Source organism: Methylobacterium mesophilicum (assembly GCF_036441335.1).
GTDB classification, from domain to species: domain Bacteria; phylum Pseudomonadota; class Alphaproteobacteria; order Rhizobiales; family Beijerinckiaceae; genus Methylobacterium; species Methylobacterium mesophilicum_B.
The window spans coordinates 34,131-57,266 of the sequence record NZ_MLBW01000036.1; the positions used below are offsets into that span (position 1 = coordinate 34,131).

15 protein-coding genes and 3 pseudogenes are annotated in these 23,136 nt (G+C 73.1%); 10 read left to right on the top strand and 8 right to left on the bottom strand.

The features are described 5' to 3' along the window. Positions 1–21 precede the first annotated feature (21 nt). The 3 genes and pseudogenes from MMR14E_RS27605 to MMR14E_RS27615 all read right to left on the bottom strand — a co-directional run. Entirely contained in the window at positions 22–921 is a 900-nt protein-coding gene (locus tag MMR14E_RS27605; protein ID WP_331318950.1) for a transglutaminase family protein, read from the bottom strand. After that, positions 918–1,649: pseudogene (locus tag MMR14E_RS27610) on the bottom strand (alpha-E domain-containing protein); the annotation flags it as partial. The pseudogene MMR14E_RS27610 and the gene MMR14E_RS27605, both read right to left, overlap by 4 nt. Further along, positions 1,630–2,436: pseudogene (locus tag MMR14E_RS27615) on the bottom strand (LysR substrate-binding domain-containing protein); the annotation flags it as partial. The pseudogenes MMR14E_RS27615 and MMR14E_RS27610, both read right to left, overlap by 20 nt. A gap of 433 nt (positions 2,437–2,869) precedes the next feature. Between MMR14E_RS27615 and MMR14E_RS27620 the strand changes: the two are divergent. Both MMR14E_RS27620 and MMR14E_RS27625 read left to right on the top strand, forming a co-directional pair. After that, positions 2,870–3,970: pseudogene (locus tag MMR14E_RS27620) on the top strand (HD domain-containing phosphohydrolase); the annotation flags it as partial. A 376-nt stretch (positions 3,971–4,346) separates the two neighbouring features. Continuing rightward, entirely contained in the window at positions 4,347–5,024 is a 678-nt protein-coding gene (locus MMR14E_RS27625; protein ID WP_419539446.1) for a hypothetical protein, read from the top strand. Here MMR14E_RS27625 and MMR14E_RS29405 read toward each other — a convergent pair. Next, positions 4,958–5,254, bottom strand: a complete 297-nt coding sequence (locus tag MMR14E_RS29405; protein WP_419539448.1) for a glucan biosynthesis protein — start codon at positions 5,252–5,254, stop codon at positions 4,958–4,960. The genes MMR14E_RS27625 and MMR14E_RS29405 overlap by 67 nt on opposite strands. A 267-nt stretch (positions 5,255–5,521) precedes the next feature. On the opposite strand from MMR14E_RS29405, the gene MMR14E_RS27640 reads away from it, so the two are divergent. Then, complete coding sequence (locus MMR14E_RS27640) at positions 5,522–6,871, top strand: MFS transporter (protein ID WP_331318770.1); 1,350 nt, start codon at positions 5,522–5,524, stop codon at positions 6,869–6,871. A 141-nt stretch (positions 6,872–7,012) separates the two neighbouring features. Here the strand turns inward: MMR14E_RS27640 and MMR14E_RS27645 are convergent, their stop codons facing one another. Together MMR14E_RS27645 and MMR14E_RS27650 are read right to left on the bottom strand one after the other, a co-directional pair. Continuing rightward, complete coding sequence (locus MMR14E_RS27645; RefSeq protein WP_331318772.1) at positions 7,013–7,723, bottom strand: DUF1013 domain-containing protein; 711 nt, start codon at positions 7,721–7,723, stop codon at positions 7,013–7,015. A gap of 226 nt (positions 7,724–7,949) precedes the next feature. Continuing rightward, entirely contained in the window at positions 7,950–8,654 is a 705-nt protein-coding gene (locus MMR14E_RS27650) for a TetR/AcrR family transcriptional regulator (RefSeq protein ID WP_331318774.1), read from the bottom strand. A 57-nt stretch (positions 8,655–8,711) separates the two neighbouring features. Between MMR14E_RS27650 and MMR14E_RS27655 the strand changes: the two genes are divergently transcribed. Together MMR14E_RS27655 and MMR14E_RS27660 are read left to right on the top strand one after the other, a co-directional pair. Further along, on the top strand, positions 8,712–9,926 hold the full coding sequence (locus tag MMR14E_RS27655) for an HlyD family secretion protein (protein WP_331318776.1): 1,215 nt from the start codon (positions 8,712–8,714) through the stop codon (positions 9,924–9,926). Continuing rightward, a complete protein-coding gene (locus MMR14E_RS27660) occupies positions 9,923–11,494 on the top strand; it encodes an MDR family MFS transporter (protein ID WP_331318777.1) in 1,572 nt (523 codons plus the stop codon). The genes MMR14E_RS27655 and MMR14E_RS27660 overlap by 4 nt, the downstream gene beginning before the upstream one ends. Positions 11,495–11,507: 13 nt before the next feature. On the opposite strand, the gene MMR14E_RS27665 is transcribed toward MMR14E_RS27660, so the two are convergent. Further along, positions 11,508–12,548 carry an ABC transporter substrate-binding protein gene (locus tag MMR14E_RS27665; RefSeq protein ID WP_331318779.1) on the bottom strand — a complete coding sequence of 347 codons (1,041 nt, stop codon included), beginning with the start codon at positions 12,546–12,548 and terminating at the stop codon, positions 11,508–11,510. A 176-nt stretch (positions 12,549–12,724) separates the two neighbouring features. On the opposite strand from MMR14E_RS27665, the gene MMR14E_RS27670 reads away from it, so the two are divergent. Continuing rightward, on the top strand, positions 12,725–14,365 hold the full coding sequence (locus MMR14E_RS27670; protein ID WP_331318780.1) for a methyl-accepting chemotaxis protein: 1,641 nt from the start codon (positions 12,725–12,727) through the stop codon (positions 14,363–14,365). A gap of 85 nt (positions 14,366–14,450) precedes the next feature. On the opposite strand, the gene MMR14E_RS27675 is transcribed toward MMR14E_RS27670, so the two are convergent. Further along, positions 14,451–15,077 carry a TetR/AcrR family transcriptional regulator gene (locus MMR14E_RS27675; RefSeq protein ID WP_331318782.1) on the bottom strand — a complete coding sequence of 209 codons (627 nt, stop codon included), beginning with the start codon at positions 15,075–15,077 and terminating at the stop codon, positions 14,451–14,453. A 105-nt stretch (positions 15,078–15,182) separates the two neighbouring features. Between MMR14E_RS27675 and MMR14E_RS27680 the strand changes: the two genes are divergently transcribed. The 4 genes from MMR14E_RS27680 (at position 15,183) to MMR14E_RS27695 (ending at position 23,111) form a co-directional block, all read left to right on the top strand. Beyond that, on the top strand, positions 15,183–15,650 hold the full coding sequence (locus tag MMR14E_RS27680; protein WP_331318783.1) for a PspA/IM30 family protein: 468 nt from the start codon (positions 15,183–15,185) through the stop codon (positions 15,648–15,650). Beyond that, positions 15,632–15,838 (top strand): hypothetical protein, encoded by a 207-nt coding sequence (locus tag MMR14E_RS27685; RefSeq protein ID WP_331318784.1) that lies wholly within the window; start codon positions 15,632–15,634, stop codon positions 15,836–15,838. The genes MMR14E_RS27680 and MMR14E_RS27685 overlap by 19 nt, the downstream gene beginning before the upstream one ends. Before the next feature lie 566 nt (positions 15,839–16,404). After that, positions 16,405–18,210: a malto-oligosyltrehalose trehalohydrolase gene (gene treZ, locus MMR14E_RS27690; protein WP_331318786.1), complete on the top strand. Its 1,806-nt coding sequence runs from the start codon at positions 16,405–16,407 to the stop codon at positions 18,208–18,210. 11 nt (positions 18,211–18,221) lie between these two features. Continuing rightward, the gene (locus tag MMR14E_RS27695) at positions 18,222–23,111 is read left to right on the top strand and encodes a malto-oligosyltrehalose synthase (protein ID WP_331318953.1); all 4,890 of its coding nucleotides are present in this window, start codon (positions 18,222–18,224) and stop codon (positions 23,109–23,111) included. Positions 23,112–23,136 lie beyond the last annotated feature (25 nt).

The window sequence follows — 23,136 nt, forward strand, 5'->3', positions numbered from 1 at the left end:
CTTCGCGAGCGGAGCGCCACCTCACCCCACCAGCGCGAGATCCTGCGTCTCGGTGTCGGGGATGACGTCGACCTCGACCTTGAGGCGCTGCTTGCCCGAGCCGCTGACGATGCCGTCGACCGGCGCCACGTCGCCGTAGTCGCGGCCGCGGGCCACCACGATGTGGTCGTCCCGGACCGCGACGCCGTTGGTCGGGTCGAGGCCGAGCCAGCCCGCGCCGCACCAGACCGCCACCCAGGCGTGGCTCGCATCCGCCCCGCGCAGGCGCGGGCGGCCCGGCGGCGGCACGGTGCGCAGGTAGCCGCTGACGTAGGCGGCCGGCACGCCCATGCCGCGTAAGGCCGCGATCATCACGTGGGCGAAGTCCTGGCAGACCCCGGCCCGGAGCGCGAAGGACTCGGCGAGCGGCGTCGAGACGGTGGTGGCCTTGGAATCGAAGCGGAAATCCCGGCCGATCCGCAGCATCAGGTCGTGGGCCGCCCCGTAGGCGCTGCGCCCGGCGGCGAAGCTCGGGCGCGCGTAGTCGGTGATCGCGGGCAGCAGCGGCACCCGGGTGCTCGGGAACAGGAAGTGCACCGGCGCCCGGCCGCCGAGGTCGCGCCCGGCCAGGACGGCGTCGCGGACCCGCTCCCAGGCCATCCCGGATTCCGGCGGCGGCGGGGCCGGGCGCTCGACCCGCACGGTGGAGAGCGCCTCGACGCTGAAGGCGGTGTGCGGCGTCTCCAGGGTGATCGCCACCGCGTCGATCCCGAGATAGTCGCGCCGCATGACCGCGCGGGCGGGGCTCGGGTCGATCGTGACGGCGCTCGCCAGCACGCTCTGGCCCTCGCCGTCCTGCGGCTTGAGCCGCAGGGTGCAGCGGGCGAAGTGCACCGGCCGGCCGTAGCGGTAGGCGGTGCGGTGGCGCAGCGTGTAGATCACGCGAGCCCCGTCAGCTTCTCGGGGCGCAGCGCGTTCGGCCCGGTGGGGAAGTAGCGGGCCGCGATGCCGTCGGCGAGGCGCTCGAGGTCGGTCGCGAGCGCGGTGAGGCGCACGGCGTCGAAATCCGCGGCCTCGCCGCTGCGAAGCTCCGCCAGGATCCGGGTGGCGAGGCGGCACTGCGGCTCGGGGATCCCGTCCGCGGCCAGCGCCGGCAGGTCGGCGAGGTGCCGGCTGATCGCCTCGGCCTGGAAGGCGATCGAGCGCGGGTTGTAGGGATCGAGCAGCACCATGTCGCGGACCGGATCGAGGGCCGCCCCCTGCAGGTAGCGCCGGCCGTAGCTGATCTGCGAGTCGCACAGGGACAGCATCACCCCGAGGCAGCCGGGGGTCGCCTCGTCGTTGGCGAAGGCCAGCGCGAAGGCGCCGGTGTTGATCGCCCGCTCGATCCGCCGCCCGAGCTCGATGAAGTGCCAGCCCTCGGCCCGGCTCATGTTCTCGTGGGCGAGGCCGGCGAGCGCCGCGAGCTGGCTCAGGGCCCGCTCGGCGCGGCCCGCGAGCTGCGACTCGGTGCAGGCCCGCTCGGGGTCGAGGGACAGGAACTCGTACAGGTCGGCGAGCACCCGCCACGCCTCGCCCGACAGGCGGGCGCGGAGCGCGGCGGCGTTGCGGCGGGCCGCGAGGACGTGGGACCGGGCCGAGCCCGGCCGGTCGCGCCCGGAGAGCGCCTCCTNGGGGCACCACCGCCAGGGCGAGGCCCTGCGCGGCGCGGGCGGCGGCGCTCTCCGGCAGGATCGCCAGCCCGACCCGCGCCTCGACGAGCCGGCAGACGGCGTCGAAGTCCCGGAGCTGGACCCGCAGGCGCATCGGCCGCCCCTCGCGCACCGCCTGGGCGACGAGGAAGCGGCTGATGGCGCTGCGCCGGTCCAGGCCGACGAGGTCGTGGCCGAGAACCTCGGCGAACGGGATCGTCCCGCGCGCCGCCAGGGGATGATCCCGGGCCGCCACCAGCACGAACCGGTCCTCCCGGAACGGGAAGGTCCGCAGCGAGCCGGTATCCACCGTGCCGGACAGGATGCCGAGATCGGCCGCCCCCTCGGCCACCAGCCCGACGATCTCCTCGGAGGTGCGCTCGTCGATCTCGACGCCGATCCCGGGGTGATTGGCCAGGAAGGCCGAGAGCGCCGCCGGCAGGAATTCGGTCAGCGCGTTGGTGTTGGCCAGCACCCGGATCTGCCCGAAGGCGCTCCCCGAGAAGGCCGCCATCTCCTCGCGCAGGCGCTCCACCCCGGCCAGGACCTCCCGGGCATGGACGAGGAGCGCGCGCCCGGCCGGGGTCGGGCTGACGCCCTGCCGGCCCCGGGTCAGCAGGGCGGCGCCCAGGGACTCCTCCATCAGCCGGATCCGCGTCGAGGCCGCCGCCAGGGCGAGGTTCGCCCGCGCCGCCCCGTGGGTGATCGAGCCGGCCTCGACCACGTGCCGGAACAGGCCGAGATCGACGAGATCGAACCGCATCATCGCGAAGGCGCCTCCCGTCGCGCCGGCCGGCGCGCTCCGGGCTGCCCGGGACCCGTCCTGGTCCGCGTCTCCGTCGGGGGGCTGCGCGGCCGCGTCAACCCTTCGTCCCGGGGCCGGGGCGGCCGCGGCGCGCGCGGTGACAGACGCGCCGATCCTTCAGGCGCCCGGGACCGGACGAGGCCGCCTCTCCGCGCGTCGATCGCAGCGGCTCGACCTGTCTCCGACAAACGAGGACACGCATTCACGCGCAACACTTCACTGAATAAAGCAAATCTACTCAATATAGCGCCGGACGACGATTTACCGCCCGTTAATGCCGCATCCCCCAATGCTGCTCGACAGTCTTGCGAGGCGTCGCGGCGATGGTTCCTGTGTCGACATACCCGGTCCGGCGACCGTCCCGGGATCGCCTGCGCCGGCCCGGGAGCCGCTGATGGACGCGCTCCTCGTCGACGACAGCGCCACCATGCGGATGCGGCTGCGCCTCCTGCTGGAGGCCAAGCCCGACGTGTCCGTCACCGATCACGGCGACCCGGTCGCCGCCATGGTCGAGGCGCGGATGCGGGCCTTCGACCTCGTCCTGGTCGACTGCCACATGCCCGACATCGACGGGATCGCCTTCATCCGGCAGATGCGGACCATCCCGCACTACGCGCAGGTGCCGATCGTGATGGTCACCAGCGACATCTCGGACGCGGTGCGGCTCGCCGCCCTGGAGGCCGGGGCGACCGATTTCCTCGACAAGTCCATGCAGGGCGTCGAGCTCACGGTCCGCCTGCGCAACATGATCCGGCTCGCCCGGGCGGTGCGGCGGCTGGCCGAGCAGGCGGCCTGGCTCGACGGCGAGGTGGAGGCCGCCCTGCGCCACATGCGCGAGCGCGAGGAGGAGATCATCTTCCGCCTCGCCCTGGCGGTCGAGTACCGCGACAACGACACCGGCGATCACACGTGGCGGGTGGCCCGCTACAGCCAGATCGTGGCCGAGGGGCTCGGGCTGGCGCCGGAGACCTGCCGCAACCTCTACCTCGCGGCGCCGCTGCACGACGTCGGCAAGGTCGGCATCCCGGACGGCGTGCTGCTGAAGCCCGGCCGGCTCGATCGCGACGAGTTCGACCTCGTCAAGACGCATCCGGCGATCGGCCGGCGCATCCTGGGCGGGAGCGCCTCCGAGCTGATCCGGCTCGCCGCGGAGATCGCAGAGTTCCACCACGAGAAGTGGGACGGCGGCGGCTACCCGCACGGGCTGGCGGGCGCCGCCATCCCCCTGTCGGCCCGGATCGTCGCGGTGGCGGACGTGTTCGACGCCCTGACGACGGCGCGGCCCTACAAGGACGCGATGCCCTTCGACGCGGCCCTGGACTGCATCCGCGCCGAGAGCGGCCGCCATTTCGACCCGGACTGCGTGGCGGCGTTCTGCGCGCGCTTCGCGGACATCCGCGTCGCCGGCGGGCGGAACCGGGCGGCGGTGCGGCCGAGCGCCGGGCCGGTCACGGAACCCTGGGCCCGGGTCCCGACCCTGCTGCGCGAGGTCGCCCCGGCCGCGCCGGTCCCCGCGGGGCGGGGCGCCGACACCCTCGACACGCTCCTGCGAGCGTCCCCGGCCGCGTTTCCGGCAGCCTCCCCGGACCAGCCGGCGAACCCGGAGGCGTTTGCGCCGTTGTTCCCCGACCCGCACGGATCACGGACGGAGCCGGACCATGACCCCGACCTGGAAGACGCTGCCGGAGATCGCCCTGGCGCACGGGATCTCCCTGGAGGATGCCCAGCGCCTCGTGGACGGGGCCAACTGTCCGAAGGTGTTCCGCGCGGACGGCACCGTCTACCTCATCTGAGTGCGCCCCGTGCGGGTGCGTCCCGCGAGTCCGTCCCGGGCGGATGACGCGCGTCCCGGCGGGCCCTAACCTGCCGGCATGCGCATCGTCCACACGCCCGATTCGAGCCGGCACGATCCCGAACGCTACATGCGGCGCGGCGCGCCGATCCCGCATCCCGAGCAGGCGGCCCGCTACGCGATCCTGCGGGACGCGGCCGTCCGGGGCGGCCACGACCTCGCCGAGCCGGCCGATCACGGCCTCGGCCCGATCCGGGCGGTGCACGACCCGGACTACGTGGCGTTCCTCGCCGAGGCCTGGGCGCGCCGGGACGAGATCCCCGGCATCGGCGACGAGATCCTGACCGGGTCCTTCGCCCGGCCGCAGATGCACCGGAAGCCCCCCGGCCTCCTCGGGCGCCTGGGCCTCTACACCGCCGACACCTCGACGCCGATCCGCGCCGGCACCTGGGCGGCGGTCTACGGGTCGGCGCAGTGCGCGGTCGCGGCCGCAGACGCGGCGCTGGCGGCGGGGCACGCCTACGCCCTGTGCCGCCCGCCCGGCCACCACGCCTACGCGGATTCCGCCGGCGGCTTCTGCTTCCTCAACAACAGCGCCATCGCGGCCGAGCGGATGCGCGCCGCGACCGGCGGCCCGGTGGCGATCCTCGACATCGACGTCCATCACGGCAACGGCACGCAGGGGATCTTCTACGCCCGACCGGATGTCCTGACCGTCTCGGTCCACGCCGACCCGTCCGAGGTCGGGCTCACGTAGAACCGGGTGAAGACCGGGAATTCCTCGGTCTTGCCGGGGCCCGGCGCCGTGTCGATCGCGATGCCCCGGGCCGAGGCGCCGTACTGGGCGCCGTCCCCGGCAGCGCGGAAATACGACGCGCCCAGGAAGGCCAGCCAGTCGCCGTCGTCGCCCGGCTGGCCCGCGGNGCGGGCTTCGCCGGCGCGGCGGAGCGGATCGCCCGGGCCGGGCTGCCCACGGCGCTGGTCCAAGAGGGCGGCTACCTCTGCGCGGCCCTGCCGGACAACCTCGCGGCCTTCCTCGCCGCCTTCGACGCCGCGCGCTGAGCCGCGCGCCGCGGGCGCGATGTGAAGGCGTGATGTGAAGGCGCGATGTGAAGGCGCGATGTGAAGGCGTGATGCGATCGTGATCGCCGGGGCGCCGGATCGGCCGCCTGGATATGGTCGACCCGATGCCACAACCGACCTATCAGGGCGGGGCGGGCGCCGCAGACGCGTCCCGGGCGGGAGGAGCGGGCGATGGACGCGGGCGACGTGGGCATGCGCGAGGCGGCCGGCGCACCGTGGCACGCGGGTCTCACCCGGCGCCACTGGCGGATCCTGTGGGGCAGCTATCTCGGCTGGATCTTCGACGGCTACGAGGCGGTGGCCCTGGTCTACGCCCTGCGCCCGGCCCTGGCCTCGATCCTCACCCCCGAGCAGGCCCAGGCGCCGGCCTTCTACGTGGGTCTCGCCATCGGCATCACGCTGCTCGGCTGGGGGATCGGCGGCCTGATCGGCGGGATCGCGGCCGACTATATCGGCCGCAAGCGCATGATGATGCTGTCGATCCTGGGCTACGCGCTGTTCACGGGGCTCACCGCCTTCGCGGAGAGCTTCACGCAGCTCGCGCTGCTGCGCTTCATCACCGGGCTCGCCATCGGCTCGGAATGGTCCACCGGCATCGCCCTCGTGGCCGAGACCTGGCCGAACCGGGCGCGCCCGAAGGGCTGCGGCTTCCTGCAATCGGGCTTCGGCGGCGGCGCCGTGCTCGCCGCCATCGTGTGGGCCGTGCTCGCGGCCACCGAGCCCCTGGGCGCGGAATCCTGGCGGATCCTGTTCGCGCTGGGCGCGCTGCCGGCCTTCGTGTGCCTGTACCTGCGCCGGGCGCTGGAGGAATCCGAGCAGTGGATGCGGGCGCTCAAGGCGCAGCGCTGGGCGGCCACCGCGGAGGATGCCGGTGCCAGCCGGAAGAGCGGGCCGCGGCCGTTCTCGCTCACCGAGATCTTCCGCGAGCCCGAGAGCCGGCGGCGGGTGCTGCTCGCCACCGCCATGTCCTTCGCCACCACGGTGGGCTGGTGGGCGGTCTCGTCCTGGCTGCCGGCCTACACCGAGGGGCTCGCCAAGGCCGCGGGCGCGCCGGCCAATGTCTGGGGCCCGCGCATGGGCATCGTCTACAATGTCGGGGCGATCGCCGCCTACGTGATCTCGGGCTTCGTGGCCGACGCGATCGGGCGCCGCGCCTTCCTGCTCGTGACCTATGCCGGCTGCATCGCCACGTCGCTCGCCTGCTACCTCTGGACCGGCGGGCTCGTGCCGTTCATGGCGCTCGCCTTCCTGAACGGGTTCTTCACCCTGGGCTTCGCCTTCTCGTGGATGGCGATCTACCTCGCGGAGCTGTTCACCCCGGCGGTCCGGGCGACGGCGTCGAGCGCGGTCTTCAACGGCGCGCGGCTGATCGCCTGGATCTTCCCGATCCTCGCCGGCCAGATCGTGACCGCCTTCGGGGGCGTCGCCGCGGCGGCGCTGACCCTGTCCAGCGTCTACGTGATCGGCCTCGTCGTGCCGTGGTTCATGCCGGAGACCCGGGGCCGGCCGCTGCCGGAATAGGCCGGCTGTCCGTCCCGCCGGCGGGCGCTCCCGGGCCCGGCCGGACGCGAAACGGCCCCCGCTCCGACGGAGCGGGGGCCGCGTCCTGCACGGGCCGTCCCGGTGGCCCGGCCCTCGGCCGGGGACGGGTCGGTCCTAGTCCTAGTCCTCGTCGTCCTCGTCCTGGTGCCGGCCCTTGAGCTTGGCGAAGACCGAATCGGCGTCGAGCCGCTCCTCGCGGCCGCCGTGATCGTCCTCGTGCTCCCGCTCGTCGGCGTCGCGGGCCGTGGAGACCTCGGTCGGCAGCAGCGAGGCGCCGGACTCGGCCGCCACCGCGGCCGGGCGGTCGGCCGCCGCGCGCTGGACCTCGAAATCGAGGTTGATCTGGGTGGTCAGGCCGAGCGTGACCGGGTCCATCGGCTGGAGCGAGCCGGAGTTCCAGTGGGTGCGCTCGCGGATCTGCTGGATCGTCGACTTGGTGGTGCCCACCAGCCGGATGATCTGCGAATCCTTCAGCTCGGGGTGGTTGCGCAGCAGCCACAGGATGGCGTTCGGCCGGTCCTGGCGGCGGGAGAGGGGGGTGTAGCGCGGGCCCTTGGTGGTGCGCTTCACCTCCGGCAGCTTCACCTTCGAGACGGCGGGCTTCAGCTTGTAGTGCGGCGCCTTTTGGGCCTTCTCGATCTCGTCGCGGGTGAGCTGGCCGGTGGAGACCGGGTCGAGCCCCTTGATCCCGGCCGCGACCTCGCCGTCGGCGATGCCCTTCACCTCCAGCGGGTGGAGCTTGCAGAAATCGGCGATCTGCTCGAAGGCGAGCGAGGTGTTCTCGACCAGCCAGACGGCGGTCGCCTTCGGCATCAGCGGACCCTGGGACATGCTTCTCGTGCTCCGGCCTGGCGGGACGGGGGCCGGGCATCGGGCCGCGGGCTCCGGATAAACGATCCGGATGTCCCGTCTCACGCTGTTGAATGGGGGATGTCCGTATATAGGCCGCGGCCGGGAGGGGCGCAATCGCGGGTTGGGCCCGTTCGGAGCCCGGCGTGCCGATTCGGCGGCCGATTTTCCGGCGCCGCGCCCGGCCCTGTCGGGGACCGGGCGTCCCTCAGCGCGGGCGCACCCCGTCGAGGAACAGCCGCACCGCCGCCCGCCGCCGCCGCTCCTGCGCCTCCGGGTCGGTGGCGATGCCGTAGAGGGTCGCCTGGGACGACCGGCCGAGGACGAGGCTGAGGAACAGGTCGGCCGCGATCTCGGGATCGGCCACCGCGATCCGGCCGCGCCGCGCGAAGGCGTCGAGGAGCTGCGCCACGGCGCGCACGCCGCGCAGCCAGCCCTCCTCGTGGGCGAGGCGGGCGAGTTCGGGGAACTGCAGCGCCTGGGCCACGAGGGTGCGCTTGAGCATCGCCGCGCCCGGCGACTGCCCGTGGGCCAGCAGGGTGCGGCTGAGATCCTCCAGGGCGCTCTCGACCTCGTCGCTCCCGCCCTGCGCGGCCTGGGCCTCGGCCGCGGCCGAGAGCGGCGCCAGCCAGGCGGCGATCCGCTCGCGCAGGACCGCCTCGAACAGGGCCCGCTTGTCGCGGTAGCGGGCGTAGACCGTCGGCTTGCTCATCCCGGCGGCCTCGGCCACCGCGTCGATGGAGGTGGCGTCGAAGCCGCGCTCCAGGAACAGGGTCGTGGCGACGGCGATCAGGTGCGCCTCGCGCCGGGCCGCCTCCGCCCGGGTCGGCCGCCCGCCGCGCCGCGGGCCCGCCTCCGCCCGCTCGATCTCCTCGATCTCCGTGACCGTCACCCCGCGATCCTCCTTGCCCATCGGCGCCGTTCGTCTTATCAAAACGATACCGTACCGTTTTGATTCTGGCCAGACCCGATGGACGCACGTCGCAGCGACAGCTTCAAGAGCGCCGAACCGGTCGCGGGTGCTCCGGTCTCCGCGCCGGCCACCGCGGCTGCCGCCACCCCGGTCTCCGCTCCGGCGCCGCGCCGCCGCCGCACGCGGGTCGTGCTGCCCCTCCTCGGCCTGCTCGCGCTCGGCGGGGCCGGGACCTACGGCTGGCACTGGTGGAGCGTCGGGCGCTTCCTGGAGGTCACCGACGACGCCTATCTCCAGTCCGACAAGGTCACGGTGGCGCCGCGCATCGCCGGGATCGTCGCGGAGGTGCGGGTCGGCGACAACCAGCCGGTGAAGGCCGGCGACGTGATCGCCCGCCTGGACGACCGGTCCTACCGGGTCCAGCTCAAGCAGGCCGAGGCCGAGGTCGACAAGGACAAGGCGCAGATCCTGGGCGTCGCCGCGGCGATCGTCCAGCAGCGGGCGCAGGTCGCCTCGTCGCGGGCCGATCTCGCCAACGCCGAGGCCGCGCTGACCTTCGCGCAGCAGGAATACACCCGCTACCAGAACCTGCTGCAGACCGGGTCCGGCACGGTGCAGCGCCAGCAGCAGGCGGAGTCCGACCTCCGCCAGCGCCACGCCGCCCGCGACAAGGCCGCCGCCGCGCTCGACGCCGCGCAGAAGCAGATCGACAGCCTGAAGGCGCTCGAGGCCAGCACCCGGGCGAGCCTGGAGGGCGCGCAGGCCAAGGTCGAGGGGGTGAGGCTCGACCTCAGCTACACCACCATCCTGGCACCGATCGACGGCGTGGCCGGCGACCGGGCGCTGCGGGTCGGCCAAGTGGTCGCCCCCGGCACCGGGCTCCTGACCCTCGTGCCGATGGGCCGCGACATCTACCTCGTGGCGAATTTCAAGGAGACCCAGACCGGCCGCATGGTCGAGGGCCAGCGCGTCACCTTCACGGTCGACGCCTTCGGCGACCACGCGTTCGACGGCCGGATCGAGAGCTTCTCGCCGGGCACCGGCTCGCAATTCGCGCTGCTGCCGCCGGAGAACGCCACCGGCAACTTCACCAAGGTGGTGCAGCGCGTGCCCGTGCGCGTCGCCCTGGACGCGTCCGATCCGCTCGTGGCCCGCCTGCGCCCCGGCCTGTCGGTGGAGGCGACCGTCCACACCCGGGATCCGGTGGAGCCGGTGCGTCCCGCCCGGCCGAGGCCTGCCCCGGCCCTCGTCAGCGAGGCCCTGCCCCGATGAGCCCGGTGCCGGCCGTGCCAGAGGCGAAGGCCAGCGCGCGGGACTGGCTCGCCGTGTTCGGCGCGATCCTCGGCGCCTTCACGGCGATCCTCGACATCCAGATCACCAACGCGTCGCTCGCCGACATCCAGGGGGCGCTCGGCGCCTCGACGGAGGAGGGGAGCTGGATCTCCACCGCCTACCTGATGGCCGAGATCATCGTGATCCCGCTCACCGGCTGGCTGTCCTCGGTGATCGGCCTGCGCCGCTACCTCGCGGTGAACACCATCCTGTTCACCGGCTTCTCGCTGGCCTGCGCGCTGTCGACGTCCTTGAGCCAGATGATCCTGTTCCGGGCCGGCCAGGGCTTCACCGGCGGCGTGCTGATCCCCACCGCGATCGTGATCGTGCGCACGCGGCTGCCGAAGAGCCAGCAGGCGGTCGGCATCGCCCTGTTCGGCCTGACCGCGACCTTCGCCCCGGCGATCGGACCCACGGTCGGCGGCTGGCTCACCGACAACCTGTCCTGGCACTACATCTTCTACCTGAACCTGATCTTCGGTCCCCTCGCGGCGGCGATCCAGCTCGGCGCGTTCGAGAAGACCCCCGCCCGCTGGGGCGAGCTGCTCAAGGGGGACTGGATCGGCATCGGCCTGATGGCGACCGGCCTGCCGGCCCTGACCTTCGTGCTGGAGGAGGGACAGCGCAAGGACTGGTTCGGCTCGCCCGTCATCGTCGAGGCGAGCTGGCTCGCGGCGGCCGGCATCACCGGCTTCATCGTGCGCGAGCTGACGGCGGCGCGGCCGTTCATCAACCTGCGGGTTCTGGCCAACCGCTCGGTCGGCGGCGCCTGCGTGCTGATGACCGTGCTGGGCGCAGTGTCGTTCGGATCGATCTACATCATCCCGGTCTACTGCGCACAGATCCAGGGCTACAACGCCGAGCAGATCGGCACGGTGGTGATGTGGTCGGGCCTGCCGCAGCTGGTCCTGTTCCCGATGATGCCCCTGCTCATGCGCGCCGTCGACGCCCGCCTGCTCGTGGTCACCGGGACGCTGTTCTTCATCGCGAGCTGCTGGATCAATGTCGGGCTCACCCACGACGTCGGCGCCGACCAGCTGATCCTGCCGCAGCTCATGCGGGCGATCGGCCAGCCGCTGTTCACGATCCCGCTCTCGCAGCTCTCTACGGCCGGTCTCGCGCCCCGCGACACCGCCGACGCCTCGGCGCTGTCGAACATGATGCGCAACCTCGGCGGCTCGATCGGCATCGCCATGCTGTCGACCATGATCGACCGGCGGGAGCACTTCCATTTCTCGATGCTGGCCGAGGCGATCACCGTCAACGCCACCCGCACCCAGGACCGGCTCGCGGCGCTCGCCGCCGGGATGCACGCCCGCATCGCCGACCCGCTGGCCGCCAAGGGCGTCGCGCTGGGCCAGCTCGCCGCCCAGGTCCGCCGGGAGGCCACCGTCATGGCCTATGCGGACGGGTTCTGGCTGGTGGGGGTCAGCCTCGTGGCGAGCCTCGCCGTGGTGGCGATCCTCAGGAAGCCGCAGCGTGCCGCCGGGCCCATCGAGGCGCATTGACCGCCCGGCGGCCTTACCGGCCGGGCAGGTTGTGAACGATCGGGAAGAACGTGTCCTTCCAGTCCTTGGGCTCGGCCTTGATGGTCTTCATCGCGTAGAAGTGCCGGGCCTGGAGCATGATGCCGTAGGGCGTGGTGGAGAAGTTCGTCCCCGGCTCCTTCATGATCGCGACCAGGGTCTCGGGGGGCGTCTTCTCGTTGGTGGCCGCCACGTAGTCCTTGGCGGCCTTGAGCGCATCCTTGGCGATCTCGCCATTGGCCTCGTCGATGGCGGCCACGATCGCGGCGGCGAGCTTCGGGTTGCGGTTGTACCAGCCGGTCCGGGCGTAGAAGATCGCGTTGCTCACCGGCTCGCCGACCAGCTCGTAGGAGTTCAGCACCGCGTGGATCGCCGGATCCTGCAGCTCGCGCTGCTGGAACGGCGGCAGCGAGAAGTGGCTGTTGACCTCGTTGTGCGGGCTCGCCAGGGCCGCCACCGCGTCGGGATGGCCGAGCTGGACGGTGAGCGGGTCGAGCTTGGTGGCGTTCTCGGGGCCGAACGCCTTCTTGGCGGCGATCTGCAGCAGCACCGCCTGGGACGAGACCTTCACGGAGGGCAGGGCGATCTTGTCCTTGGACGAGAAGTCCTTGAGCTCCTTCACGTCCGGATTGCGCGTGAGCAGCATCATCGGCGTGGTGCCGACCCCGCACAGGCCCTTCACGTCGCCCTTGGTGCGGTCGTTGAGCAGCAGCATGTTGGTCGAGCCGCTGTCGACGATGTCGATGTTGCCCGAGAGCAGCGCGTCGTTGCCGGCGGCGCCGCTCGTCAGGTTGACCCACTCCACCGCGACGTCCCCGAGGCCGGCGGCCTTGGCGTGCTTCTCGATCAGCTTGTGCTGCTCGGCGAGCACGGCCGGCAGGTAGACGAAGCCCGGCTGCCGGCTGATCCGGACCCTGGCATCGTCGGCCCGGGCGGGGGTGGCCAGCGCCAGCCCGGCCAGCAGGAGGACCGATCCCGCCCGCAGGAGCCGGCGGCGGCCCGGCAGCAGCGAGCCCGTCCGCGACGTACGCACCATGACGCTTCTCCCCGTGGCCCGGCACGATCCTGAGCGGCGCCGGGCTTTCGTTGGACGGGGAGTGGACAGGCTCGGGCCGGCGCGCGCAAGGCCGTCTTCACGCTCCGCTAACGCAGAAGCTGCAAAATCTCGCAGGTTGAAATCATCCTCTTGCAATCATCATCGCGGGGGCGTGGGTGAAGATCGGGCTCGGAGCGAAGCTCCACACCATCACGGCCACCGCGCTGGTCGGCATCGTCGCGGTCTCGGGGATCGGCCTCGTCAGCCTGAAATCCCAGGTCGAGCAGGACCGGATGGCCAAGACGCGGAATCTCACCGACGTCGCCTACGGGGTCGCGGCCTATTTCGAGGGCGAGGAGCGGGCCGGGCGCCTGTCCCGGGCGGAGGCGCAGGGCGCCGCGATCCGGGCCCTCAAGGCCCTGCGCTACGACGACAAGGAGTACTTCTGGGTCAACGACATGCAGCCCCGCATGGTGGCCCACCCGATCAAGCCCGAGCTGGAGGGCAGGGACCTCGCCGCCGTGCAGGATCCCACCGGCAAGCGCCTGTTCGTCGACTTCGTCGAGACGGTGAAGCGGCAGGGCCAGGGCTTCGTCGACTATTACTGGCCGAAGCCCGGCGCCGACGCCCCCGTGCCGAAGCTCTCCTACGTGCGCGGCTTCGCCCCCTGGGGCTGGGTGATCGGCACCGGCATCTACGCCGACGACACCGCGGCGATCCTGCGGGACGCGGCCTGGAAGGCGGCGGCCGGCATGCTCGTGGTGGTGGCGCTGATCGGCCTGCTCGCGGCGCTGATCGGCCGGCGGCTGACACGGCCGCTGCGCGCGCTGAACGGCGCCATGCACCGCCTCGCGGCCGGCGAGACCGGCGTCCCGGTGCCGGCGCGGGAGCGCCGGGACGAGATCGGCGCCATGGCGGGCGCCGTGCAGGTCTTCAAGGACGCGCTGATCGCCAAGGCCGAGACCGACGCCCGCGCCGCCGCCAGCGCCGACGGGGATGCCCGCCGGGCCGCCGCCCTCGACCGGCTGACCCGGTCGTTCGAGACCCGGGCCGACCTCGAGGCGACGGCGCGGACCCTGACCGTCACGGCCGCCCACACCACCGAGCGCACCGGCGCGGTGGCCGCGCAGGCGGCCGGCACCTCCGCCGACGTCCAGACCGCCGCCGCGGCCACCGAGGAGATGTCGGCCTCGGTCCAGGAGATCGCCGGGCAGGTGAACCGCGCCTCGGAGATTGCCGGGCAGGCCGCGATCAGCACCCGCGAGGGCGAGGCGACCGTGCGGGCGCTCGCCGCCGGCACCGAGAAGATCGGCGACGTGGTCGGGCTGATCGCGTCGATCGCCGGCCAGACCAACCTGCTGGCGCTCAACGCCACGATCGAGGCGGCGCGCGCCGGCGCGGCGGGGCGCGGCTTCGCGGTGGTCGCCTCCGAGGTGAAGGCGCTGGCCGAGCAGACCGCCAAGGCGACCGAGGAGATCTCCGGCCAGATCGGCCGGATCCAGGGCGAGACCCGGGACGCGGTCGCGGCGATCGGCGCGGTCGGCCGGACCATCGAGGAGATGCGCGGCATCGCGGTCGGGGTCGCGGCCGCCATGGAGGAGCAGAACGCCGCCATCCAGGAGATCGTCCGCGGCGTGGCGAGCGCCGCCACCGGGGCGCAGGGCGTGTCGGAGAACGTCGTCGACCTGCGCCGCGGCGCCGACGCGACCGGCAGCGCCTCCGAGCAGGTGCTGGCGGCCGCCCGCGACCTCACCCGCGGCTCGGACGAGCTCGACCACGCCGTGAAGGCGTTCCTGGCGGAGGTCCAGGCGGCCTGAGGCCGGCCCGAAGTCGGCCCGAGGGTCGGCCCGAAGTCGGCCCGAAGTCGGCCCGAAGTCGGCCCGCGAGCGGGCCGGGCGGCGCTCAGCCCGCGGAGAAACCCCGGACCGCCGCCCGCACCAGCGCGTCGATCATCGGCCGCACGTCGTCCACGCCGAGGGGCCCGAGGCTGCCGAGATCGGCGAGGTAGGTCATGCCGTGGACGCTGGACCACAGCGCCCGCGCCATCACGGGGACCGCCGCCTCGGCGAGGCGGCCGCCGTCGCGCAGCACCCCCTCCAGGATCCCGAACAGGGCCGCGATGTCGGCCTGCACCGAGTCCGGTGCCGGCACCGTGCGGCGCTCGAAGATCGCCGCCCAGGCGGCGTGGTGCCCGGCCGCGAAGGCGAGATACGCGTCGGCCAGGCACAGGAGCCGCGCCTCCGTCTCCCGCGACGGGCAGGCCGCCAGCGCCCCCGCGAGGGTGTCCCGGAGCCGGCGCATCGTGACGGCGTTCGCCTCCAGCCGCAGCACTTCCAGGCTGTCGAACTGCGTGTAGACCGAGCCGACCGCCGTGCCGGCCCGCTCCGCGACGCCGCGGGCGGTCAGCGCCGCCGCGCCGCCCGCGTTCAGGATCGCCACCGCGGCCTCGATCAGGGCCCGGCGATCGGCCGCCCGGTCGCCCGGCTCCTTCCGCGGCCGCCCGCGCATTTTTTTATGAACCTCGTTCATTTTATCCCTTGCGGCCCGCCGCACCCCGTGTTTACCTGTTTCATGAACGACGTTCAATCAAATCCGGACGCGGTCCGGTCCGTCGTTCCCGCGAGGTGAACCGTGATGAGGACCCTCTCCTTCCTGATGCGCGGCGTGATCGCCGACAACGCCCAGGCGATCCACGACGCCCACGCCGTGACGATCCTGCGCCAGCAGATCCGGGACGCCGCCGGCGCCCTGGCGACCGCCCGGCGGGAACTGGCCGTCGCGATGGCCTACCACGCCGCCGAGGCGCGCGCCCTCGACGCCATCGGCACCCGCATCGACACCCTGTCGGACGGGGCGCGCCGGGCGCTCGGCGACGGCCGCGAGGATCTCGGGACCGAGGCGGCGATCCACATCGCCGCCCTGGAGGACGAGCGGGCCGACCGCCGGGCCGCCGCCGAGCGCTTCGCCGCGGAGGTCGAGCGGCTGAAGCGCCTCGTCGCGCAGGGCGGCGAGCGGCTGCGGGACCTCGACCGCGGGCTCCAGACCGCCCGCNGCGGGCCGGGGCCGCCGGCAAGGGCTTCGCGGTGGTCGCCTCCGAGGTGAAGGCGCTGGCCGAGCAGACCGCCAAGGCGACGCACGAGATTTCCGCGCCCGCGCCGCCGCCCGGAACGCCGCGTCCGCGTAGTAGCCCCAGAGATCGTCGAGGCGGTATTCCAGGATCAGGTCGTCCACCGGCGTCAGCCCGGCGGCCTCCTGCAGGTGCGACAGGCCGCGGTAGATCCGGTCGGTGAGGGTCGGCTCGGCGCGCTCCGGCTCTCCCGCCGGGGAGGGGAACGGCCCGAGGCCGTGATCGGGGCGGTAGGGCTCCCGGTTGCGGTCGCCCGCGAGCGGCTGCGGGTAGCGCAGGTCCGCCCAGTAGACGAAGGTGAAGGGCAGGTCGGCCTCCGCGACCCGGAGCCCGAGATTGCGGTCGAGCCCCTCGCGGATCGCGGCGCGCCACCAGGCGGCCTTCTCGTCCCGGGGCGGCTTGTTGGCCAGCCCGTGGATGCCGATGATGTGCGTCCGACCCAGTGTCCGCTCCCAGACCGACGAGAGTGCCGGCCGGCAAGATAGGGCCGCCCCGCGCGGACGGAACTGCGGCTAAGTTTCCGCGCGGTCCGCCGTGGCCGCTCTCGGCCCGCCGCCCCCCCGCCGTCACCCCCGCCGTCACCCCCCGCCGTCACCCCATTGCCACGCGGCCGCTCCGCCATAGCTGCGCTGCGGGAACCGGATCGGGCCCGGGGCCTTCTCCCACGACAGATGATCCTGCCGCGCTTGCGTCCCGGTGCGCGCGGCCAATGACGAGGACGGTGGCCCGATGCGGCGCGCCCACAGCATGGAATTCGGGGCCGAGATGGTCGGGGGCGGCGTCCGCTTCGCCCTCTGGGCACCCACCGCCCAGAGCGTCGACCTCGTCGTCGACGGCGTCGACCACCCGCTGCCCGAATCCGGCGGCGGCTGGCGGCGCACCGCCCTGCCCGGAGTCAAGCCCGGCGCCCGCTACGGCTTCCGCATCGACGGCGACCTCGTCGTCCCCGATCCCGCCTCCCGCTTCCAGCCGGACGACGTCTCGGGCCTCAGCGAGGTGATCGACCCGCGCGGCTTCGAGTGGTCGGACGAGGCCTGGACCGGGCGGCCCTTCGAGGAGGCGGTGATCTACGAGTGCCATGTCGGCACCGCGACGCGGGAGGGCACCTATGCCGGCCTGCAGGCCCGGCTGCCGGACCTCAAGGCGCTCGGCGTCACCGCCCTCGAGCTGCTGCCGCTCGCCGACTTCAAGGGCTCGCGCAACTGGGGCTACGACGGCGTCCAGCCCTACGCGCCGGACGGCGCCTACGGCCGCCCGGACGACCTCAAGCGCCTGATCGACACCGCCCACGGGCTCGGCCTGATGGTCTACCTCGACGCGGTCTACAACCACTTCGGCCCGGCCGGGAACTACCTCCACGCCTACGCCAAGACCTTCTTCACCGAGCGCCACCAGACGCCCTGGGGCGCGGGCATCAACTTCGACGGCAAGGAGAGCGGCGCCACGGTGCGGCAGTACTTCATCCAGAACGCCCTGTACTGGCTGGAGGAGTACCATTTCGACGGCCTGCGCTTCGACGCCGTCCACGCGATCCTCGACGACTCGCCCCGCCACTTCCTGGCCGAGCTCGGCGAGACGGTCCGGAAGACGTTTCCCAACCGGCAGATCCACCTGATGCTGGAGAACGAGGCCAACCAGGCCCGCTGGCTGGAGCGCGACGCCGCCGGGCGCCCCAAGATGCACGACGCCCAGTGGGCCGACGACCTGCACCATTGCTGGCACGTGCTGCTCACGGGCGAGGACGCCGGCTACTATAAGAGCTTTGCCGACAAACCGGTCGCCCACCTCGCCCGCTGCCTCGCGGAGGGGTTTGCCTATCAGGGCGAGCCGTTCTCGACCCTCGACAACCACCCGCGCGGCGAGCCCTCCGGGCACCTGCCGCCCTCGGCCTTCGTGACCTTCCTGCAGAACCACGATCAGGTCGGCAACCGGGCGCTCGGCGAGCGGCTCAACCATCTGGCCGATCCGAAGAAGCTCGACCTCGCCCGGGCCGGCCTCCTGCTGGCGCCGCAGATCCCGATGCTCTGGATGGGCGAGGAATGGTCGGCCTCGGCGCCGTTCCTGTTCTTCGTCGACTTCGCGCCGGACGAGGCGCTGAACACGGCGGTGCGCGACGGCCGCCGCCGCGAGTTCAAGAGCTTCGCGGCGTTCGCGGACGACACCTCGAAGATCCCCGATCCGACCGAACGCGAGACGTTCGAGCAGTCAAAGCTCGACTGGTCCGAGCGGGAGCGCTCGCCCCACCGGGAGGTGCTGGCCGAGACGACCCGGCTCCTGGGGCTGCGCCGCGACGTCGTCGTGCCCCTGGCGAAGTCCGGCTACGACGGCGCCGCCGCCACGATGCCGCGCGCGGACGTGGTCGACTGCACGTGGCGCTTCGGCGCCGGCACCCTGCGCTTCGTCGCCAATGTCGGGGATTCCGCCTTCGCGCTGGATCCGGGCGGTGCCCGTGTGGTCTGGACCAACGCCCCGGACGGGGCCGGACGCGATCTCCCGTCTTGGACGGGCGTGTTCCTGACGGAGTCCCGCTCGTGAACGCCTCGAACGTGAGCGCCCTGGAACAGCTGGCCGACCTCGTCGGCGTCGCTGGCGGCTACACCGACGCCTTCGGCAAGCCCGTCGAGACGTCCCTGGAGGTGCGCCGCGGCCTGCTCGCAGCCCTTGGCTTCGCCGTGGAGGACGAGGCGGCGATCGCCGAGAGCCTGGCGCAGGTCGAGCGCCTGCGCCGGGGCCTGATCCCACCGCTCCTGCCCGTGGAGGCCCGCCGGGCGGCGCGCGTGCCGGTGCGGCTCCAGAACGGCGCGCCCCACACCCTGGTCTGGCGCCTCGTCGACGAGCGCGGCACCGCCCGCGAGGGCCGGGCCAATCCGCAGGGGTCGGAGCCCGGCTTCGAGCTGCCGCCGCTGACGCCGGGCTATCACCGCCTCACCGTGCAGGCCGGGCAGACCCGCACCGAGGCCTGGGTCATCGCCGCGCCGCAGCGCTGCTGGCGCCCGCGCCCCTACACCGAGGAGGGCGCCTCCGACTGGGGCCTGGCCGCCCAGCTCTACGGCCTGCGCTCGGCGACCAATATCGGCATCGGCACCTACGCGGATGCCGGTGAGGCCGCCCGCGAGGCCGCCCTGCGCGGCGCGGCTTTTTTGGGACTGAGCCCGGTCCACGCCCTGTTCGGCTCCGACCGGACCAAGATCTCGCCCTACTCGCCCTCCTCGCGCTTATTTCTAGAGACCCTGTTCATCGCGCCGCGCAGCCTCCCGGGGCTCGCGGGCTCCCGGGCCGAGGCGCTGCTCGCCGAGCGCGCGGACGCGATCACGGCGCTGCGCGAGGCCGCCCTCGTCGACCACCAGGGCGTGCACGACGTGCTCGATCCGGTGCTCCGCGCCCTGTGGGCCGAATCGCCGGCGCGCGCCGGCACCGATGCCGGCTTCGAGCGCTTCCGCCAGGAGGGCGGGGAGGATCTGGAATCGCACGCCCTGTTCGAGGCCCTGTCGGAGCACTTCCGGGGGCAGGGGGCGCACTGGCTGGGCGACTGGCCGGAGGCGTATCGCCGGGCCGGCACGGAGGCGGTGCGGGCCTTCGCGGCGGGGAACGCCGAGTTGGTCGGCTACCACGCGTGGCTGCAATACCTCGCCGACCGTCAGCTCGAAGAAGCCTCCGCGGCGGCGCTCGGCGCCGGCATGCGGGTCGGGCTCTACCGCGACCTCGCGGTCGGCGCCGACCGGGGCGGGTCCGAGATCTGGTCGCATCCCGAGCGCTTCGCCGACAAGGTGTCGATCGGCGCGCCGCCGGACCTGCTGGCGCCCAAGGGCCAGAACTGGGGCCTGCCGGCCTTCGACCCGCTGGCGATGGAGCGCGACGGCCTCGCCGCCTTCCGGGCCCTGGTCCAGGCCAACATGCGCCACGCCGGCGCGATCCGGATCGACCACGCCTTCCAGCTCGCCCGGCTGTTCCTGATCCCGCTGGGCGCGGGCGCCCAGGCCGGCGCCTACGTGGCGATGCCGTTCGAGCCGATGCTGGCGGTGCTGCGGCTCGAGAGCCACCGCAACAAGTGCTTGGTGATTGCGGAAGACCTCGGCACCGCGCCCGAGGGTTTCTCCGATGCGCTGATGCGGGCGGGGGTGCTGAGCTACCGGATCCTCGCCTTCGAGCGCGAGGGCGACGGCCGGTTCAAGCCGCCCTCGGCCTATCCGCGCGACGCGCTGACCGCCATCACCACCCACGATCTGCCGACCTTCGTCGGCTGGTGGCGCGGGGTCGACACCGACACCCGCCAGTCGCTGGGCCTCTACGATCAGGAGCGGGCCGAGACCGAGCGGGGCGAGCGCGTCGTCGAGCGCCGCCGCCTCGCCGAGGCGCTGGCGGCCGAGCAGCTGCTGCCCTCCGCCGAGCCGCCGGACTCGGCGCCCTTCGAGGCCGCCGCCCGCTACCTCGCCCGCGCGCCCGCGATGCTCACCGCCGTCCAGTACGAGGACGTGGTCTCGGAACTCGCCCAGGCCAACGTGCCGGGCTCGACCGAGGGCTACCCGAACTGGCGGCGCAAGCTCGACCGGGATCTCGCGGACATCGCCGCCCCCGGCGGGCCCCTGGCGAAGCTCGCGGCCGCCCTCTCGGCCGAGGCCCGCGGCCCNGCGCGCCTCGCCGCGCCGCCGCCGCGCGCGACCTACCGGCTGCAGTTCCACAAGGACTTCACCTTCGCGGATGCGGGCCGGATCGTGCCCTACCTCCACCGGCTCGGGATCAGCCACGTCTACGCCTCGCCGCTCCAGAAGGCGCGGCCCGGCTCGACCCACGGCTACGACATCGTCGACCACGGCGCGATCAACCCGGAACTCGGCGGCGAGGCGGGCTTCATCCAGCTCTCCGAGACGCTCCACGCCCACGGGATGAAGCTCCTGCTCGACATCGTCCCGAACCACATGGGCGTCGGCGGTGCCGACAACCCGTGGTGGCTGTCGGTCCTGGAGTGGGGCTCCCTGTCGCCCTTCGCCGACGCCTTCGACATCGACTGGCAGCGGCTCGGGGCCGGGCGCAACCTCGTGATCCCGTTCCTCGGCGACCGCTACGGCGAGGCCCTGGAGAAGGGCACGCTGGAGCTGAAGTTCGACCCCGACAAGGGCGCCTTCAGCGTCTGGCACTACGAGCACCAGCTGCCGATCCGGCCCCTGAGCTACCCGACCATCCTCAACCGGGTGATCGCCGCGATCGGGGCCGTGGACGACGACACCACCGCGGAGCTGCTCGCGATCTCGGAGCGGCTGCGGGCGATGGGTATCGACACCGACGAGAGCCGGCGCAGGAGTTTCCCCGAGGAGGCCGAGGGGCTGAAGCGCCGGCTCGCCGAGATCTACGGCGTGTCGCCGCTGATCCAGGAGGCCACCGCCAGCACGCTGGCGCTGCTCAACGGCTTCAAGGGCCGCCCGGACAGCTTCGGGCCGCTGCACCGCCTGCTGGAGGCCCAGGCCTACCGGCTGGCCCACTGGCGGGTGGCGTCGAGCGACATCAACTACCGCCGCTTCTTCGACGTGAACTCGCTCGCCGGCCTGCGGGTCGAGCTGTCCGACATCTTCCACCGCTCGCACGAGACCGTGTTCCGGCACGTCCGCGAGGGCCGGATCGACGGGTTGCGCATCGACCACATCGACGGCCTCGCCGACCCGCTGGGCTACGCAAGGGCGCTCCAGGCGGCTGTCGGCCCCGGCTTCTACGTCGTCGTGGAAAAAATCCTGGAGCCCGGCGAGCGGCTGCGGCCCTGGCCGGTGGCCGGGACCACGGGCTACGACGTGCTCAACCAGTTCGACGGGATCCTGGTCGACAAGTCGCGGCGCGGGAAGGTCGAGCGGCTCTACACCTGGGCCACGGGGTTCGACGAGCCCTACGGCTTCCAGCTCCGCGCCGCCAAGGCCGAGATCCTGGAGATCAGCTTCGCGAGCGAGCTGGAGGTGCTGACCTCCGACCTGAAGGAGGTCGCCGACGCCGACCGGCGCACCCGCGACTTCACCGTCAACGCGCTGCGCCGGGCGCTGATCGAGATCATCGCGCGCTTCCCGACCTACCGGAGCTACCTGCCGCCGGAAATGGAGGAGGGCGAGGTCGAGCCGGAGGACGTGCGCCTGATCGAGGGCGCCGTCGCCAAGGCCAAGCGCTGGTCGAGCCTGCCCGACCGCTCGGTCCACGACTTCGCCGCCGACGTCCTGCTCGGGCGGATCGAGACGGCGGGGCCGGGCCGGCCGGACCCGCGGGTCGCCCTGCGCTTCCGCCGCCGGTTCCAGCAGCTCACCGGCCCGGTCATGGCCAAGAGCCTGGAGGACACGCTGTTCTACCGCTACGCGTGCCTGCTCGGCCTCAACGAGGTCGGCGGCGACCCGGGCGAGTACGGCATCGACGCCGAGCATTTCCACGACCTGCAGATCGCCCGCGCCCGGGACTGGCCGAGCGCCATGATCACCACCGCGACCCACGATACCAAGCGCGGTGAGGATGCCCGCACCCGGCTGCTCGCCCTCTCGGAGATCCCCGAGGAATGGGCGAAGGCCTGGGACCTGTGGCAGCGGACCGCCGGACCGCACCTCGCCCGCATCGACGGCGAGCCGGCCCCCGACGCCAACGACCAGTGGATGTTCTTCCAGGCGATCCTCGGCGCCTGGCCGCTGGAGCTTCTGGAGCGGGACGAGGCCGGCGCGATCGAGGATTTCCGCGACCGGCTCATCGCCTACGGCGAGAAGGCCATGCGCGAGGGCAAGCGCCGGTCGAGCTGGGTCAATGTCGACGCGGTCTACGAGGGCGCGGTCAAGCGACTGTTCACGGCGCTGGTCGCCCCGGGCTCGGATTTCCTTCGGGATCTCAGGCCCTTCGTCCGGCGGCTCGCCCATCTCGGCATGCTGGCGAGCCTCGGCCGGACGGTCCTGAAATGCACCCTGCCGGGCCTGCCCGACACCTACCAGGGCACGGAGGTGTGGGACTTCTCCTTCGTCGACCCCGACAACCGCCGCCCGGTGGACTACCCGGCCCTGGAGCGGATGCTGGCGCAGGGCGGGGCGCCCGCCGAGCTGCTGGGCCACTGGCCGGACGGGCGGGTCAAGCAGGCGACGCTCGCGCGGCTCCTCGCCGAGCGGGCCGAGCGCCCGGACTTCTACGCCATCGCCGCCTACGAGCCCGTCGCGGCCACCGGCGCGCGGGCCGACCACGTCATCGCCTACCGGCGGACCGACCCCGTCCAGGAGGGCGGCGACCTGTTCGTGGCGGTGCCGCGGCTCTTCGCGGGCTTCGTCGGCGAGACCGGCTGGTCGGGCGAGGCTTTTGCCGGCACCCGGGTGGATCTCGGGACGGGGACCCGCTGGCGGGACCTCGTCTCGGGGCGGGTGGTCGAGGGGGAGGGGGCCGATCTCGGCAACCTCCTGCGCGACCTGCCCTACGCGGTGCTGCGGCGGGAGTCGTGACCGCGCCGTCATCGCGAGCGCAGCG